The following is a 15,435-nucleotide window of genomic DNA, read 5'->3' as shown; positions in this document are numbered from 1 at the left end:
CGGGATCAACGCCCCCGCAGCGCGCGGTACTTGGCGACCAGGGCCTTGCTGGAGGCGTCCAGGCCCGGTACGTCCGCCCCCTGGGTCAGCGCGGGCTCGACGCGCTTGGCGAGGACCTTGCCCAGCTCCACGCCCCACTGGTCGAAGGAGTCGATGTTCCAGACGGCGCCCTGGACGAACACCTTGTGCTCGTAGAGCGCGATCAGCTGGCCGAGGACGGAGGGCGTGAGCTCCTTGGCCAGGACCGTGGTCGTGGGGTGGTTGCCGAGGAACGTCTTGTGCGGCACCAGCTCCTCGGCCACGCCCTCGGCGCGCACCTCCTCCGGGGTCTTGCCGAACGCCAGCGCCTGCGTTTGGGCGAAGAAGTTGGCCATCAGCAGGTCGTGCTGGGCGACCAGGCCGGGCAGCAGGTCGGCGACCGGCTCGGCGAAGCCGATGAAGTCGGCGGGGATGACCTTGGTGCCCTGGTGGATCAGCTGGTAGTAGGCGTGCTGGCCGTTGGTGCCGGGGGTGCCCCAGACGACCGGGCCGGTCTGCCAGCGCACCGGGTTGCCGTCGCGGTCCACCGACTTGCCGTTGGACTCCATGTCCAGCTGCTGGAGGTAGGCCGTGAACTTCGACAGATAGTGGCTGTAGGGCAGGACCGCGTGCGACTGCGCGTCGAAGAACGCCCCGTACCAGACGCCGAGCAGGCCGAGCAGGAGCGGTGCGTTCTCCTCGGGGGGCGCGGTGCGGAAGTGCTCGTCGACGAGGTGGAAGCCGTCGAGCAGTTCACGGAACCGGTCCGGGCCGATGGCGATCATCAGCGAGAGGCCGATCGCCGAGTCGAACGAGTAGCGCCCGCCGACCCAGTCCCAGAACTCGAACATGTTGGCCGTGTCGATGCCGAAGTCCTCGACCTTCTCCGCGTTGGTGGAGAGGGCCACGAAGTGCTTGGCGACGGCTTCCTGACCGGCGTTCAGCCCGGTGAGCAGCCAGCTGCGCGCGGAGGTGGCGTTGGTGATGGTCTCAATGGTCGTGAAGGTCTTGGAGGCGATGATGAAGAGCGTCTCGGCCGGGTCCAGGTCGCGGACGGCCTCGTGCAGATCGGCGCCGTCCACGTTGGAGACGAAACGGACCGTCAGATCCCGGTCGGCGAAGGAGCGCAGCGCCTCGTACGCCATCGCCGGACCGAGGTCGGAGCCGCCGATGCCGATGTTGACGACGTTCCTGATCCGCTTGCCGGTGTGCCCGGTCCACCGGCCCGCGCGCACCCGCTCGGAGAAGTCGGCCATCTTGTCGAGCACCGCGTGCACACCCGGCACCACGTTCTCGCCGTCGACCTCGATCACCGCGTCGCGCGGGGCGCGCAGGGCGGTGTGCAGCACCGCCCGGTCCTCGGTGGTGTTGATCTTCTCGCCGCGGAACATCGCGTCCCGCAGCCCGGCCACGTCGGTCGCCACGGCGAGTTCGCGCAGCAGCGCCAGCGTCTCGTCGGTGACGAGGTGCTTCGAGTAGTCGAGATGGAGGTCGCCGACGGCCAGGGTGTAGCCGGTGCCCCGGCCGGGGTCGGCGGCGAAGAGCTCGCGCAGATGGGTGTCGCCCAACTGCTCGCGGTGCTTGCCCAGTGCGGCCCACTCGGGCATCTGGTTGAGGGCGCTGCGCGCCTGCCCCTTGTTGGTGTTCATCTCGGACATCAGCCCACTTCCTCGTACTCGCGTACGTACCTGCCCCGCTGCCCCTCCAAAGTAGTTGATCAGGACGTAAGCGCAGGAATCAGAGCGCCGACTGCGGCCAGGAACAAGCCGGACGCCAGCAGCGCGGGCGTGTTGAGCCCCCAGGCGCCGGCCGTGGCGCCGCCCAGGACCGCGCCCAGCGGGGCACCGGCCACGGCGAGGGTGCGGAAGGCGGCGCTGGTGCGCCCCAGCATCTCCCGGGGAGTTCGCTCCTGCATCAGCGTCACCTGGTTGACGTTCCACACCATGCCCATCGCGCCGAACACCGCCATGGCCGCGACCGTCACCCACAGCTCCCGTATCCCCCCGATGGCGGCCAGGCAGCCCGTCTGGACCGCGCCCGCCAGGAGCACGCTGCGGGGGCGGCCCAGGCGCCGGGCGAGCCGGTGGGTGAGGGATCCGCCCGCCACCGCGCCCGCCCCGTACGCCGCGATCGCCGCCGCGTATCCCGCGTGGCCCGCGTGCAGCCAGCCCGTGACGTGCAGGACCAGGGTGGCGATGAGCGCGCCCACGCCCATGTTGCACAGGGTGGTGGCCGTGCACAGGCCGCGCAGGACGCGGTCCCGCCACAGCGCCCTCAGCCCTTCGGCGGTCTCGCCGCGCAGCGTCGAGCCGGGCGGGCGCGCGGGCCGGTCCGGCGCGCCCGCCCGCAGCGACGCCACCAGGGCCGCCGCCAGCACATAGGTGGCCGCGTCCGCCGCGTACGGCACGGCGGGGCCCGCGGCCAGGAGCAGCGGCACCAGCGGGGCGGCGAGGAAGCCCCCCGCCAGCTGCTGGCCGGTCATCAGCCGGGCGTTGGCCCGGCCGAGCGCGGACTTCGGCACCAGCGAGGGCAGCAGGGCGGTCGCCGCGTTGTCGAAGAGCGTCTGCAGCGAGGTGAGCGCGAAGGCGAGCGCGACGAGCAGGGCGAGGGACGCCTGCCCGAGGGCCACGGCCGCGGCGAAGGCGGCGACCAGCGCACCGCGCACCAGGTCGACCGCCCACATGGCCCGGCGCTGGTCGACCCGGTCGGCGACGGCGCCGCCGAGCAGTCCGAACAGCAGCCAGGGCAGGAAGCCGACCGCGGTCACCAGCGAGACCTTCAGGGGGTCACTGGTCAGTGAGGCGGCGAGCAGCGGCAGCGCGGCCGTGCGCAGCGAGTCCCCGAACCGGGACACGACCGCGGCCGTCCACAGCCGGCCGAAGCCCCCGCGCCAGCTCGGCGCCTGCGCCACGGCCGCGCCGACGGCCTCCGCTGCTGCCACAACTCCCCCATGTGATCGACTGCTTCACACGGTAGGGCGAGCCACTGACAATGCCGTCCGGCACGCGTCCGGCCTGCGGTGATACCGAAAGGGCCCGGTGGACGAACCGCGTTCGTCCACCGGGCCCTTCGCTGTCAGATCTCGCCGCGGAGCTTGGCGAGCGCCTCCGCCAGGATCGCCTCGCCGTCCGCGTCGCTGCGGCGCTCGCGCACATACGCGAGGTGGGTCTTGTACGGCTCCGTGCGCGGCGGGTCCGGCGGGTTGTCCCGGTCCTGACCGGCCGGGAAGCCGCAGCGCGGGCAGTCCCACGTCTCCGGAACCTGTGCGTCACTGGCGAAGCTCGGCTGCGTCTCGTGCCCGTTCGAGCACCAGAAGGAGATGCGCAGGCGCGGCGCGGACTCTCCGCGCTCCGCCTCACCCATCGGCCCCGCTCCGACCCGGCTTCCCCGGATCGCGTTGCCACTTGCCACGGTCGTAACTCCCTGCGTGATGGTGCTCGAAGATGCCCCAGTCTACGTAAGGCCCAACGCGCGTCCAGTGATTGTAGTTACACCCGTACCTGAACGCGGAGACGACAGATCAGTTGTCCAGCTTCATCAGCAGACCAAGTACGACAATGCTCGCGAACCACAGCAGACCGACCACCACGGTGATGCGGTCGAGGTTGCGCTCGGCGACCGAGGAGCCGCCGACGGACGACTGCATTCCGCCACCGAACATGTCGGAGAGGCCGCCGCCCTTTCCCTTGTGCATCAGCACCAGCAGCATCAGCAGCAGGCTGAAGACGATCAGGGCAATCGAGAACCCGACAATCACGGCTGGACCAACTTCCTAGGACTGATATGGCGACGGGGGCCGGGGGGACGTATTCCATAATCCCGAGCCCGACCCCCGCAAGGGTACGACGGATCCGCGCTACCGCATACTCACTGGTCGCGGAAGCGGACGATCTTGACGAACTCGTCGGCGTCCAGCGCCGCGCCGCCCACCAGGGCGCCGTCGACGTCCGGCTGCGCCATGATCGCGGCCACGTTGGACGCCTTGACCGAGCCGCCGTACTGGATGCGGACCTTGTCGGCCAGCTCCTGCGAGTACAGCTCGGCGAGACGGCCGCGGATGGCGCCGCACACCTCCTGCGCGTCCTCGGGCGTGGCGACCTCGCCGGTGCCGATGGCCCACACCGGCTCGTACGCGATCACGACGGACTCGGCCTGCTCGGCCGGGACGTCCTTGAGGCCGCCGTCCAGCTGGGCCAGCGTGTAGGAGACCTGGTCACCGGCCTTGCGGACGTCCAGGCCCTCGCCGACGCAGAGGATCGGGGTCAGACCGTGCTTGAAGGCGGCCTTGACCTTGGCGTTGCAGAGCTCGTCGCTCTCGTTGTGGTACTGGCGGCGCTCGGAGTGGCCGACGGCCACGTACGTGCACTTCAGCTTGGCCAGCATCGGGCCCGAGATCTCGCCGGTGTAGGCGCCGGAGTCCTGCGCCGAGATGTCCTGGGCGCCGTACTTGATCTTGAGCTTGTCGCCGTCGACCAGGGTCTGGACCGACCGCAGGTCCACGAAGGGCGGCAGGACCGCGACCTCGACGGCGTCGTAGTCCTTGTCGGCCAGGGCGAAGGCGAGCTTCTGGACGTGCGCGATGGCCTCAAGGTGGTTGAGGTTCATCTTCCAGTTGCCGGCCATCAGCGGGATGCGCGTGGTCACGGTGTTCAGTCCTCCAGTGCGGCAAGGCCGGGAAGCGTCTTGCCCTCAAGGTATTCCAGGCTCGCGCCGCCGCCGGTCGAGATGTGACCGAAGGCGTTCTCGTCGAAGCCGAGGGTGCGTACGGCGGCGGCCGAGTCGCCGCCGCCCACGACGGTGAAGCCGTCGCAGTTGAGCAGCGCCCGCGCGATCGCCTGGGTGCCGCCCGCGTAGTCGGGGTGCTCGAAGACGCCGACCGGGCCGTTCCAGAAGACCGTCTCCGCGTCCGCGATCTTCTCCGCGTACAGCTCGCGCGTCTTCGGGCCGATGTCCAGGCCCTCCTTGTCGGCGGGGATCTGATCCGCGTCGACGGTGACGAAGTCGGCCGGGGCCTTGGTCTTCAGGTCCGGGAACTCGGACGAGGCCAGGATGTCGACCGGCAGGACCAGCTCGACGCCGGTCTTCTCGGCGCGCTCCATGTACTCCGTGACGACCGGGATCTGGTCCTCCTGGAGCAGCGAGATGCCGACCTCGTGGCCCTTGGCCTTGAGGAAGGTGTACGCCATGCCGCCGCCGATGAGGATGCGGTCGGCCTTGCCGAGCAGCTCGTCGATGACGGCGAGCTTGTCGGAGACCTTGGCGCCGCCGAGGATCACCACGTACGGGCGCTTGACGTCGGCGGTGAGCTTCTTCAGGACGCCGACCTCGGTGGCGATGAGGAAGCCGGCCGCGTGCGGCAGCCGCGCGGGCAGGTCGTAGACCGAGGCGTGCTTGCGGTGCACCGCGCCGAAGCCGTCGCCCACGTAGACGTCGGCGAGCTCGGCGAGCCGGTCCGCGAAGGCGCCGCGCTCGGCGTCGTCCTTGCTGGTCTCACCGGCGTTGAAGCGCAGGTTCTCCAGGACGGCGACCTGGCCGTCGGCCAGCGCCGCGACGGTCGCGCCGGCGGAGTCGCCGACGGTGTCGGTGGCGAACGCGACGTCCGTGCCCAGCAGTTCACCGAGCCGCCGCGCCGCCGGAGCGAGCGAGAAGGCCGGGTCCGGGGCGCCCTTGGGGCGGCCCAGGTGCGAGGCGACGACCACGCGCGCGCCGGCCTCGGCGAGCTTGGCGATCGTCGGCTGGACGGCGCGGATGCGGCCGTCGTCGGTGATGGTGGTGCCGTCGAGCGGCACGTTGAGGTCGGCGCGGACGAAGACCCGCTTGCCGGAGACGCCCTCGGCGAGAAGTTCGTCGATGGTCTTCATGTGTTTCTGCGACTCCTTGGAGAAGGACGAGGCAAGCGACAGGGCTCGTGCGGCGCATCGTTGCGCTGCCCGAGCCCTGTGCTCACATCGAGATGCCTGCCCTGAGACTTATCAGACCTAGAGCTGGCCGCCGACGAAGACGGTGAGGTCGACGAGGCGGTTCGAGTAGCCCCACTCATTGTCGTACCAGCCGAGGATCTTCACCGACTTGCCCTCCTGGACCATGGTCAGGGAGGAGTCGAAGGTGCAGGACGCCGGGTCGCTGACGATGTCGGAGGAGACGATCGGGTCCTCGGTGTACGCCAGGATGCCCGCCAGCTCGCCCTCGGCGGCCTTCTTGAACGCGGCGTTGACCTCGTCCTTGGTCACCTCGCGCTCCAGCTCCACGACGAGGTCGGTGGCCGAGCCCGTCGGGACCGGGACGCGCATCGCGATGCCGTCGAGCTTGCCCTTGAGCTTGGGCAGCACCAGCGCGGTGGCCTTGGCAGCACCGGTGGTGGTGGGGATGATGTTCTCGGCGGCGGCGCGGGCGCGGCGCAGGTCCGAGTGCGGGAAGTCCAGGATGCGCTGGTCGTTGGTGTACGCGTGGACCGTCGTCATCAGACCCTTGACGATGCCGAAGTTCTCGTCGAGGACCTTGGCCATCGGCGCCACGCAGTTGGTGGTGCAGGAGGCGTTGGAGATGACGTGGTGGTTGGCCGCGTCGTACTTGTCCTGGTTGACGCCCATCACGATGGTGATGTCCTCGTCCTTGGCCGGAGCCGAGATCAGGACCTTCTTGGCGCCACCGGCGATGTGCTTCTCGGCGTCGGCCTTCTTGGTGAAGATGCCGGTCGACTCGATGACGATGTCGACGCCCAGCTGACCCCAGGGGATGTCGGCCGGGTTGCGCTCGGAGAGCACCTTGATGGTGTGGCCGTCCACCGTGATGGTGTCGGCGGTGTGCGTCACCTCGGCCTTGAGGCGGCCCAGGATGGTGTCGTACTTCAGCAGGTGCGCGGTGGTCGCCGTGTCACCGAGGTCGTTGACAGCCACGATCTGGATGTCAGCACCCTGCTCCAGCAGCGCGCGGAAGTAGTTGCGCCCGATGCGGCCGAAGCCGTTGATGCCTACGCGGATCGTCACGAACCGATCTCCTCGTTGGTACGCCGGGTTCGCACGCCGGCGAGTTTTAATTTGGGATGTCCCCGACCGCCTACGACCCTACCTCTCCCCGAGCCGGGGAGTGACATCGAGCGCATTCGGCGCAGCGGGGCGGTCACCCGTATATGACCGACGGCCCGTACCTACCAACGGGTACGGGCCGTCGGGGGGACTTTCGTCCCCACTACCGAGCGTGACCGGCGGTACCGGTCAGCCGGTGGGGCTTGACACGGACACGGTCAGCCGCGCAGCGAGCGCAGCGCCTGGCCGATCACGTTCTTGCGGTCGGCTGCCGACGGCACGTGCTCCAGGCCGAAGCCGAGCAGCACGGTGTCGTGGGTGGTGACGGCCGCCTGGGAGTGGAACAGCGCCTGGGACCTGGCCCAGTCGCCCGCGTTGCCGGGGCTGCCCGCGGGCGGGCCGGGCACGCTCCAGGGGCCGAGCGAGGTCTCGAAGCCCTCGGTGTCCCGCGCCGCGCCGCCGACGACCAGCCTGGTGTCGTCGACGAAGGCGCCCACGCCCCCGGTGCCGGGGTCCGACACATAGGAGATGGCGAGCTCGACCTGCTTGCCCGCGTACGGGCTGAGGTCGACCGAGACCGGCTGCCAGCCGTTGGAGGAGCCGCTGAACCGGTTCCAGGCGCCCGAGGTGCCGGTCGGGGTGCAGGCACTGCCACCGACGGTCAGGTAGTGCGCGAGGAACGGGTGCGCCTGGACGTAGTAGCCCTGCTCGCACTGGGTGGGCACGGTCTGGCTGGTGCCGCCGTTGGTGTCCGGCAGGGTCGTCCAGTCCTGTTGGCCGACCGTGTGCGCCTCGACGATCACGTTGTCGAAGCCGGGCTCGGTGTCATAGCTGAGCTGGAACTTCAGGCTGGGCTGGTCGGCCGCCGTGGTGGTGCTCAGGTCGACGGTCCTGGACAGCCGCATATAGGCGTTGTCCTGGTGCTTGGCCGCCGCGAACCAGTCGCCGACGGCGGGCTCGAACGGGGTGCGGATGCCCGGGTAGCTGCCCGCCGCCGCGCTCTTGAACTGCGGGAACTGATCGGGCTTGAGGGTGTCCGAGGTGATCGTGTACGCCCCGGCCAGGTTGAGCGGGTTGTCGCTCGCGTCGCCGAGCGCGGCCTTGGCGCCGGCCAGCCGCCCGGAGCCCTCGAAGGCGGGCGGCGACTTCAGGCCGACGCGGTTGTAGGCGCCGAGGTAGTACTGGGCGAAGTCGTCGGAGTCGGCGCCGCCGAGGTCCACGGTGCCGCCCGCCTGCTCACCGGCGTTGACGAGCTTGCCGCCCTCGTTGAGGAAGTCGCGCACGGCGAGGGTGACCGCGGCGGTGGGCCGCTGGGCGCCGGTGTACCAGACCGCCGTCCTGAAGTGGCTGAGCACGCCGAGCGCGCTGGGCGTGCCCTGGGTGGCCACGTCCCACACGGCGGACTCGCGCCCGTTGTCGGCGAGCGCCTTGGTGTACGCGTCGACGTGCTGGGCGGGCGCGGTGCCGCCCTCCTCCGCGATCACCAGGGTGTCGCCCTCGGGCCGGTCGGCCACGGTGTAGGTGAAGGGGGTGCTGGAGGTCCGCCGGCCCGCCTGGGTGCGGCCGGTGTACCAGACCTCGACCTTGGAGCCGGTCCTCGCGCCCTCGACGGTCGCCCGGTACTGGTCGAAGTGGATGTTGTCCTCGCCGCCGTAGACGTCGCCGCCCCGCCACGCCTTGAGGTCCTCGGTGTGGGTACGGCCGCCGTTGACGCGGTAGTTGAGCGTCTTGTCGCGCACCGACTTGCGTACGGTGACGGCGACCTCCTGGTCCTCGCCGCGGGCGTACGAGGTGGTGAAGGCGTCCGGGGTGAAGTCGGGGGCGTCGATGCCGACCGGCGAGACCGGCTGGTCGGGGTGGCGCGCGGTGTCGGCGACGGCCAGCGCGAACGGGATGTTCTTGGTGAACTCCTGCTGGATCAGCTTCTCGTCGTCGGGGAAGTTGAAGACCGACTGGCAGTCGCCCGGCTTCCACTGGTCGTTGGGGTCGACCTGCGAGGCGGTCTGGCAGGTCGACATCTCCGGGGTGAACATGTGGACGCCGTTGACGTTGCCCGCGTGGCCGTCGGCCTCGCCGTTGGTGGTGTACAGCTCGGAGGAGAGCTGCGAGCGGTAGCCCGGGATCGCGGGCTTGTCGGGCGTGCCGGCCAGCGACTTGTAGAGGACGTCGTCCGGGGTCGGGGTGGCGACCTGCCAGCCCACTCCGTACAGCAGCAGCTCGGCCGCCGAGTGGTAGTTGATGGCGTAGCCGAAGCCGACCCGCTTCTCGAAGGCGTCCAGCGCCTTGGTCTCCGGCTCGGAGCCCGCGGAGGGGCCGCGGTAGGTCTCGTCGGCGGGGTCGGGCGACGAACCCTCGTTGTCGTAGCCCCACTTGTACGGGAAGTTGCGGTTGGGGTCGACGCCGTCGCCCGCGGTGATCTTCCCGTCGCCGTTGTTGTCGCGCAGGTTCTTGCGCCACAGCCGCTGCTCGGTGCCGGTGAAGGTGTAGTCGTAGCCGTCGGGGTTGGCGGAGAGCACGAACCACAGCTCGGTGGAGTCCACGATCTTGGTGATCCGCGGGTCCTTGCCGTAGTTGTCGAGGTAGTAGTGCATCAGCCGCCGGGTCATCTCCGGGGTGATCCACTCCCGGGCGTGCTGGTTCGACATGTACAGCACGGAGGGCTTGGCGCCGTCGCGGCTCTTGTTGGCGCCCTTGGTGAGCTTGAGGGCGAGGATGTCCTGGCCCCTGACCGTCTTGCCGATCGACTCGACCTTGGTCAGCTCCGGGTGCGCGGCCTGGGTGGCGACGATCTCCTTGGCCAGGCCGTTGCTCCCGCTGTAGGGGCGGAAGACTCCGTCGCCCTGGGCCTTGACGCGCTTCTCGGTCGCCGCCGAGAGCTTGTGCTCGGTGATGTCGACGCCCTGCTTCTTCAGCTCACCGGCCTGGCGCGCGGTGAGGTACAGCTCGACGGTCGCGGATCCCCTGGCGGGCACCTGTGCCGTCAGTTCCTGGCCGTCGACGCCCTCCCGGAGCAGCAGCGGCAGCTGCGCCTTGGTGACGTCGGCGTGCCAGACGGAGAGTCCTTCGCCGCCGCTCGGGCCGGCGTGGGCGACGGGTGCCGCCGCCAGACCGGCCGTGAGCAGTGAAGCCGCGGCGAGGATCGCTCTCGCTCTGCGTCTCATTAGCCCCCCTTGCTGTTGTGTGCCACGAAAGTGGACAGACGCCAGGCTCATGACACTTCATGATCATGTCAATAGGGTGTGAGGGTGGACAACCCGGAACCGGCGCCCATCGAATGGGCGCCGTCCACGGCGTGTCGAACCCTAGGCGTACGGGGGCCGCGCCAGGGGCGCGGACACGGCCCCGGGCCGGTGATTCATCCGATCGGAGGATCAGCCGACCAGGCCGTCGGCCATCTCCTCGGTGAGGTTGGACTCGGTGCCGGGGATCCCCAGGTCCTGGGCCCGCTTGTCCGCCATCGCGAGCAGCCGGCGGATCCGGCCCGCGACCGCGTCCTTGGTCAGCGGCGGGTCGGCGAGCGCGCCCAGCTCCTCCAGGGACGCCTGCTTGTGCTCCATGCGCAGCCGCCCGGCGGCCGCGAGGTGCTCCGGCACCTCCTCGCCCAGGATCTCCAGGGCGCGCTGCACCCGGGCCCCGGCGGCCACGGCGGCCCGGGCCGAACGGCGCAGATTGGCGTCGTCGAAGTTGGCCAGCCGGTTGGCGGTGGCCCGGACCTCGCGGCGCATCCGCCGCTCCTCCCAGGCCAGCACCGACTCGTGCGCGCCGAGGCGGGTCAGCAGGGCGCCGATCGCGTCACCGTCCCGGACGACCACGCGGTCCACCCCGCGCACCTCCCGGGCCTTGGCGGCGATCTGCAGCCGGCGCGCCGCGCCGACCAGCGCCAGCGCGGCCTCCGGGCCCGGGCAGGTCACCTCCAGGGAGGAGGAGCGGCCCGGCTCGGTGAGCGAGCCGTGCGCGAGGAACGCCCCGCGCCAGGCCGCCTCGGCGTCACAGGTGGCCCCCGAGACCACCTGGGGCGGCAGGCCCCGGATGGGACGGCCGCGGCCGTCGACGAGGCCGGTCTGGCGGGCCAGCTGGTCGCCGCCCGCCACCACCCGTACGACGAAGCGCGAGCCGCGGCGCAGACCGCTCGGAGCCATCACGATCAGCTCGGAGCTGTGACCGAAGATCTCCAGGATGTCCCGCTTGAGGCGGCGCGCCGCCATCCCGGTGTCCAGCTCCGCCTCGATCACGATGCGGCCGCTGACCAGGTGGAGTCCGCCCGCGAACCGCAGGATCGACGAGACCTCCGCCTTTCTGCAGCAGGTCCGGGTGACGGGGAGCCGGGAGATCTCGTCCTTCACCGCTGCCGTCATCGCCATGGGCCGATCCTTCCATGCATCCGAAAAATACGGTCGTACGCGGCTGCCAACAGCTCCCGGTCGTGCTTCGGGGACCCGTCGGGCGCGGCGACCGCCGCCAGCTCGACCACGGCACCGAGCTGCTTGGCGGCATCGGCGAGGGACTCGCGGTCGGGCACGGCGGCCTCGTCGGCCAGCACCACGTCCAGGGCGAGTTTAGGGGCGTGTCGTCCCAAAACCTCCAAATGACGCTGCGGAGAGAAGCCATCGGTTTCCCCGGGCTGCGGCGCCAGATTCAGCGAGAGCACCTTGCGCGCCTTGGTGACGGTGAGCGCGTCCAGCAGCTCGGGGACCAGCAGGTGCGGGATCACCGAGGAGAACCAGGACCCCGGACCGAGCACCACCCAGTCGGCGTCCAGGACGGCCTCCACCGCCTCCGGGACGGCCGGCGGGTCGTGCGGGACGAGGTTGACGGACTGCACCTCGCCCGGGGTGAGCGCCACCGTGGCCTGCCCGCGCACGGTGTCCACGTCGGTCGGGCGCGCCGGGTCGTGGCCCCGGACCAGCGCCTCCAGCTCCAGCGGGACCGCGGACATCGGCAGCACCCGGCCGTGCGCGCCCAGCAGCTTGCCGACCAGGTCGAGCGCCTGGACGTGGTCGCCCAGCTGCTCCCACAGGGCCACGATCAGCAGATTGCCGACCGCGTGCTCGTGCAGCTCGCCCTTGGACTGGAAGCGGTGCTGGATGACCCGGGCCCAGGTCTGGCCCCAGTCGTCGTCACCGCAGAGCGCCGCCAGGGCCTTGCGCAGATCGCCCGGCGGCAGCACGCCCAGCTCCTCCCGGAGCCGGCCGCTGGAGCCGCCGTCGTCGGCCACGGTGACGACGGCGGTGAGGTCGCCGGTGATCCGGCGCAGCGCCGCGAGCGACGCGGAGAGGCCCATGCCGCCGCCCAGGGCGACGACCTTGGGCTGGGCGCCGCGCTTGCGGCCGGTGCGCAGCACCGGTCCGCGCGTGCGCCGTCGGTACACCTTCACTCGCGCCCCATGTCCCGGTGGACGACCACGGTCTCGATCCCCTCGGAGGCGAGGCGGGCGGCGAGCTTCTCGGACATCGCGACGGAGCGGTGCTTGCCGCCGGTGCAGCCCACGGCGATCGTCACGTACCGCTTGCCCTCGCGGCGGTAGCCCGTCGCGATCAGCTGGAGCAGCTCGCTGTACTGGTTGAGGAACTCCTTGGCGCCGGGCTGGTTGAAGACGTAGCCCGACACCTCCTCGTTCAGACCCGTGTACGGGCGCAGCTCGGGCACCCAATGCGGGTTCGGCAGGAAGCGGCAGTCGACCACCAGGTCGGCGTCGACCGGCAGGCCGTACTTGTAGCCGAACGACATCACCGTGGCGCGCAGCTCCGGCTCCTCGTCGCCGGCGAACTGGGCGTCCATCTTGGCGCGCAGCTCGTGCACGTTCAGGCTGGAGGTGTCGATGACCAGGTCGGCGTCGCCGCGCAGCTCGCGCAGCAGATCGCGCTCGGCCTCGATGCCGTCGACGATCCGGCCGTCGCCCTGCAGCGGGTGCGGGCGGCGGACCGACTCGAAGCGGCGCACCAGCGCGTCGTCGGAGGACTCCAGGAAGACGATCCGACGGGTGACCTGCTTGGCGTCGAGGTCCGCCAGCGACTCGCGGAGGTTGTCGAAGAAGCGGCGGCCCCGCACGTCGACCACGACGGCGATGCGGGCCACATTGCCCTGGGACCGGGCGCCGAGCTCCACCATGGTGGGGATCAGCGCGGGCGGCAGGTTGTCGACGACGAACCAGCCGAGGTCCTCCAGGCACTTGGCGGCGGTGCTGCGGCCGGCGCCGGACATCCCGGAGATGATCACCAGCTCGGGGATGGCCGGTTCGGCGGCGTCGTTCGTCGTGCCCGTACTCACGTGTGCTGCTCCAGATTCTGCGTCTGTTCGGTGGTGCTCAGTCATTTCGCGGATCCCCCGTCGTCCTCTTCAATGATCTCTCCTGTCGCCGTGTTCACGGCGGGTGCGGCCGGAGCTGCCTGCGCCAGGGCCGCGGCCAGGGTCTCGGCCGTCTTGCGGCCTATCCCCGGAACTTCACAGATCTGCTCGATTGTCGCCGACCGGAGCTTCTTCACCGAGCCGAAATGCTTGATCAGAGCCTGTTTGCGCGAGTCGCCCAGGCCCGGCACGGCATCCAGCGGGCTCGCCTTGAACCGCTTGGTCCGCTTGGCCCGCTGATAGGTGATGGCGAAGCGGTGGGCCTCGTCACGCACGCGCTGGAGCAGATAGAGGCCCTCGCTGGAGCGCGGCAGGACGACCGGGTCGTCGTCGTCCGGCAGCCAGACCTCCTCCAGGCGCTTGGCGAGCCCGCAGACCGCCACGTCGTCCATCCCCAGCTCGTCCAGCGCCCGCTTGGCCGCCGCCACCTGCGGCTGGCCGCCGTCGACCACCACCAGCTGCGGCGGGTAGGCGAACCGCTTGGGCCGCCCGTCCTCGGTGCGGGGGCCGGTCTCCACGGGGGCCTCGCCGGGCGCCGGGACCTCGCCGGAGGCGGCCGGGCCGGACCCGCCGTCCTCCTCGCCGTCCGCCCACTCCCCCAGCCGGGCGCTCTCGGCCAGATAGCGCTTGAAGCGGCGGGTGATCACCTCGTGCATGGACCGGACGTCGTCCTGGCCCTCGAAGCCCTTGATCTGGAAGCGGCGGTACTCGCTCTTGCGGGCCAGGCCGTCCTCGAAGACGACCATGGAGGCCACCACGTCCTCGCCCTGGAGGTGCGAGATGTCGAAGCACTCGATCCGCAGGGGCGCGCTGTCCAGGTCCAGGGCCTGCGCGATCTCCTCCAGGGCGCGCGAGCGGGTGGTCAGGTCGGAGGCGCGCTTGGTCTTGTGCAGCGCGAGCGCCTGCTGCGCGTTGCGCGCGACCGTCGCCATCAGGTCCTTCTTGTCGCCGCGCTGCGGGATCCGCAGCGAGACCTGCGAGCCGCGCCGCCCGGCGAGCCAGGCGCCGACCGAGTCCGCGTCCTCCGGCAGCGCCGGAACCAGCACCTCCTTCGGTACGGAGTCGCCGGTCTCCTCCCCGTACAGCTGCTGCAGCGCGTGCTCGACCAGACCCGCCGTGTCGACGTTCTCCACCTTGTCGGTGACCCAGCCGCGCTGGCCGCGCACCCGGCCGCCGCGCACGTGGAAGATCTGGACGGCCGCCTCCAGCTCGTCCTCGGCGACCGCGATCAGGTCGGCGTCGGTGGCGTCGGTGAAGACCACCGCGTTCTTCTCCAGGGCGCGGCGCAGCGCCCCGATGTCGTCGCGCAGCCGCGCCGCCCGCTCGTACTCCATCTCCTCGGCCGCCGCCGCCATCTCCTTCTCCAGACGGCGCAGGTACGTGCCGGTGCGGCCGGCCATGAAGTCGCAGAAGTCCTCGGCGAGTTCGCGGTGCTCCTCGGGGGTGACCCGGCCGACGCACGGGGCCGCGCACTTGCCGATGTAGCCGAGCAGACAGGGGCGGCCGATCTGGGCGGAACGCTTGAACACCCCGGCGGAGCAGGTCCGTACGGGGAAGACGCGGAGCATCAGGTCGACGGTCTCGCGGATCGCCCACGCGTGTCCGTACGGACCGAAGTAGCGCACGCCCTTCTTCTTGGCGCCGCGCATCACCTGGACCCTCGGGTACTCCTCGTTGAGGGTGACCGCGAGGTACGGATAGCTCTTGTCGTCGCGGTACTTGACGTTGAACCGCGGGTCGAACTCCTTGATCCACGAGTATTCGAGCTGGAGGGCCTCGACCTCGGTGCTGACGACCGTCCACTCCACCGACGCCGCCGTGGTGACCATCGTGGCGGTGCGCGGATGCAGACTCGTGAGCGGCTGGAAGTAGTTCGCGAGCCGCTGGCGCAGGGACTTGGCCTTGCCGACGTAGATCACCCGGCGGTGGTCGTCCCGGAACTTGTAGACCCCCGGCGAGTCGGGGATCTGTCCCGGCTTGGGGCGGTAGGTGGAGGGGTCAGCCATGCCCACCACCCTACTGGCGGGGACCGACAACGCGGTTTCAC

The 15,435-nt window shown here is 70.6% G+C and carries 12 protein-coding genes; all 12 read right to left on the bottom strand.

Annotation, left to right across the window (positions count from 1 at the left end):
* Positions 1-5: 5 nt before the first annotated feature.
* Positions 6-1,667, bottom strand: coding sequence for a glucose-6-phosphate isomerase (pgi, locus tag AB5J87_RS26585; RefSeq protein ID WP_369383680.1), 1,662 nt, complete (start codon positions 1,665-1,667; stop codon positions 6-8).
* Positions 1,668-1,735: 68 nt separating this feature from the next.
* The gene (locus AB5J87_RS26580; protein ID WP_369379940.1) at positions 1,736-2,959 is read right to left on the bottom strand and encodes an MFS transporter; all 1,224 of its coding nucleotides are present in this window, start codon (positions 2,957-2,959) and stop codon (positions 1,736-1,738) included.
* Positions 2,960-3,093: 134 nt separating this feature from the next.
* Positions 3,094-3,429 (bottom strand): RNA polymerase-binding protein RbpA, encoded by a 336-nt coding sequence (locus tag AB5J87_RS26575; RefSeq protein WP_003976875.1) that lies wholly within the window; start codon positions 3,427-3,429, stop codon positions 3,094-3,096.
* Positions 3,430-3,538: 109 nt separating this feature from the next.
* Positions 3,539-3,775: a preprotein translocase subunit SecG gene (secG, locus tag AB5J87_RS26570; RefSeq protein WP_190088918.1), complete on the bottom strand. Its 237-nt coding sequence runs from the start codon at positions 3,773-3,775 to the stop codon at positions 3,539-3,541.
* A 110-nt stretch (positions 3,776-3,885) separates the two neighbouring features.
* Complete coding sequence (tpiA, locus tag AB5J87_RS26565) at positions 3,886-4,662, bottom strand: triose-phosphate isomerase (protein ID WP_369379936.1); 777 nt, start codon at positions 4,660-4,662, stop codon at positions 3,886-3,888.
* Positions 4,663-4,667: 5 nt separating this feature from the next.
* Positions 4,668-5,879 carry a phosphoglycerate kinase gene (pgk, locus tag AB5J87_RS26560; RefSeq protein WP_369379934.1) on the bottom strand — a complete coding sequence of 404 codons (1,212 nt, stop codon included), beginning with the start codon at positions 5,877-5,879 and terminating at the stop codon, positions 4,668-4,670.
* A gap of 117 nt (positions 5,880-5,996) precedes the next feature.
* Positions 5,997-7,004, bottom strand: a complete 1,008-nt coding sequence (gene gap / locus AB5J87_RS26555; protein WP_369379932.1) for a type I glyceraldehyde-3-phosphate dehydrogenase — start codon at positions 7,002-7,004, stop codon at positions 5,997-5,999.
* Positions 7,005-7,261: 257 nt separating this feature from the next.
* Positions 7,262-10,204 (bottom strand): M14 family zinc carboxypeptidase, encoded by a 2,943-nt coding sequence (locus AB5J87_RS26550; RefSeq protein ID WP_369379931.1) that lies wholly within the window; start codon positions 10,202-10,204, stop codon positions 7,262-7,264.
* Between the two features lie 210 nt (positions 10,205-10,414).
* Positions 10,415-11,404, bottom strand: coding sequence for a DNA-binding protein WhiA (whiA, locus tag AB5J87_RS26545; RefSeq protein WP_369379929.1), 990 nt, complete (start codon positions 11,402-11,404; stop codon positions 10,415-10,417).
* A complete protein-coding gene (gene yvcK / locus AB5J87_RS26540) occupies positions 11,395-12,417 on the bottom strand; it encodes a uridine diphosphate-N-acetylglucosamine-binding protein YvcK (RefSeq protein WP_369379926.1) in 1,023 nt (340 codons plus the stop codon). The genes whiA and yvcK overlap by 10 nt, the downstream gene beginning before the upstream one ends.
* The gene (rapZ, locus tag AB5J87_RS26535) at positions 12,414-13,355 is read right to left on the bottom strand and encodes an RNase adapter RapZ (protein WP_369379925.1); all 942 of its coding nucleotides are present in this window, start codon (positions 13,353-13,355) and stop codon (positions 12,414-12,416) included. The genes yvcK and rapZ overlap by 4 nt, the downstream gene beginning before the upstream one ends.
* Complete coding sequence (uvrC, locus tag AB5J87_RS26530; RefSeq protein ID WP_369379923.1) at positions 13,352-15,394, bottom strand: excinuclease ABC subunit UvrC; 2,043 nt, start codon at positions 15,392-15,394, stop codon at positions 13,352-13,354. The genes rapZ and uvrC overlap by 4 nt, the downstream gene beginning before the upstream one ends.
* Positions 15,395-15,435 lie beyond the last annotated feature (41 nt).

This window comes from Streptomyces sp. cg36, assembly GCF_041080675.1.
Taxonomy (GTDB): domain Bacteria; phylum Actinomycetota; class Actinomycetes; order Streptomycetales; family Streptomycetaceae; genus Streptomyces.
The sequence above is the reverse complement of the archived record's forward strand: the minus strand, read 5'-3'. Positions and strand labels throughout refer to the sequence as shown.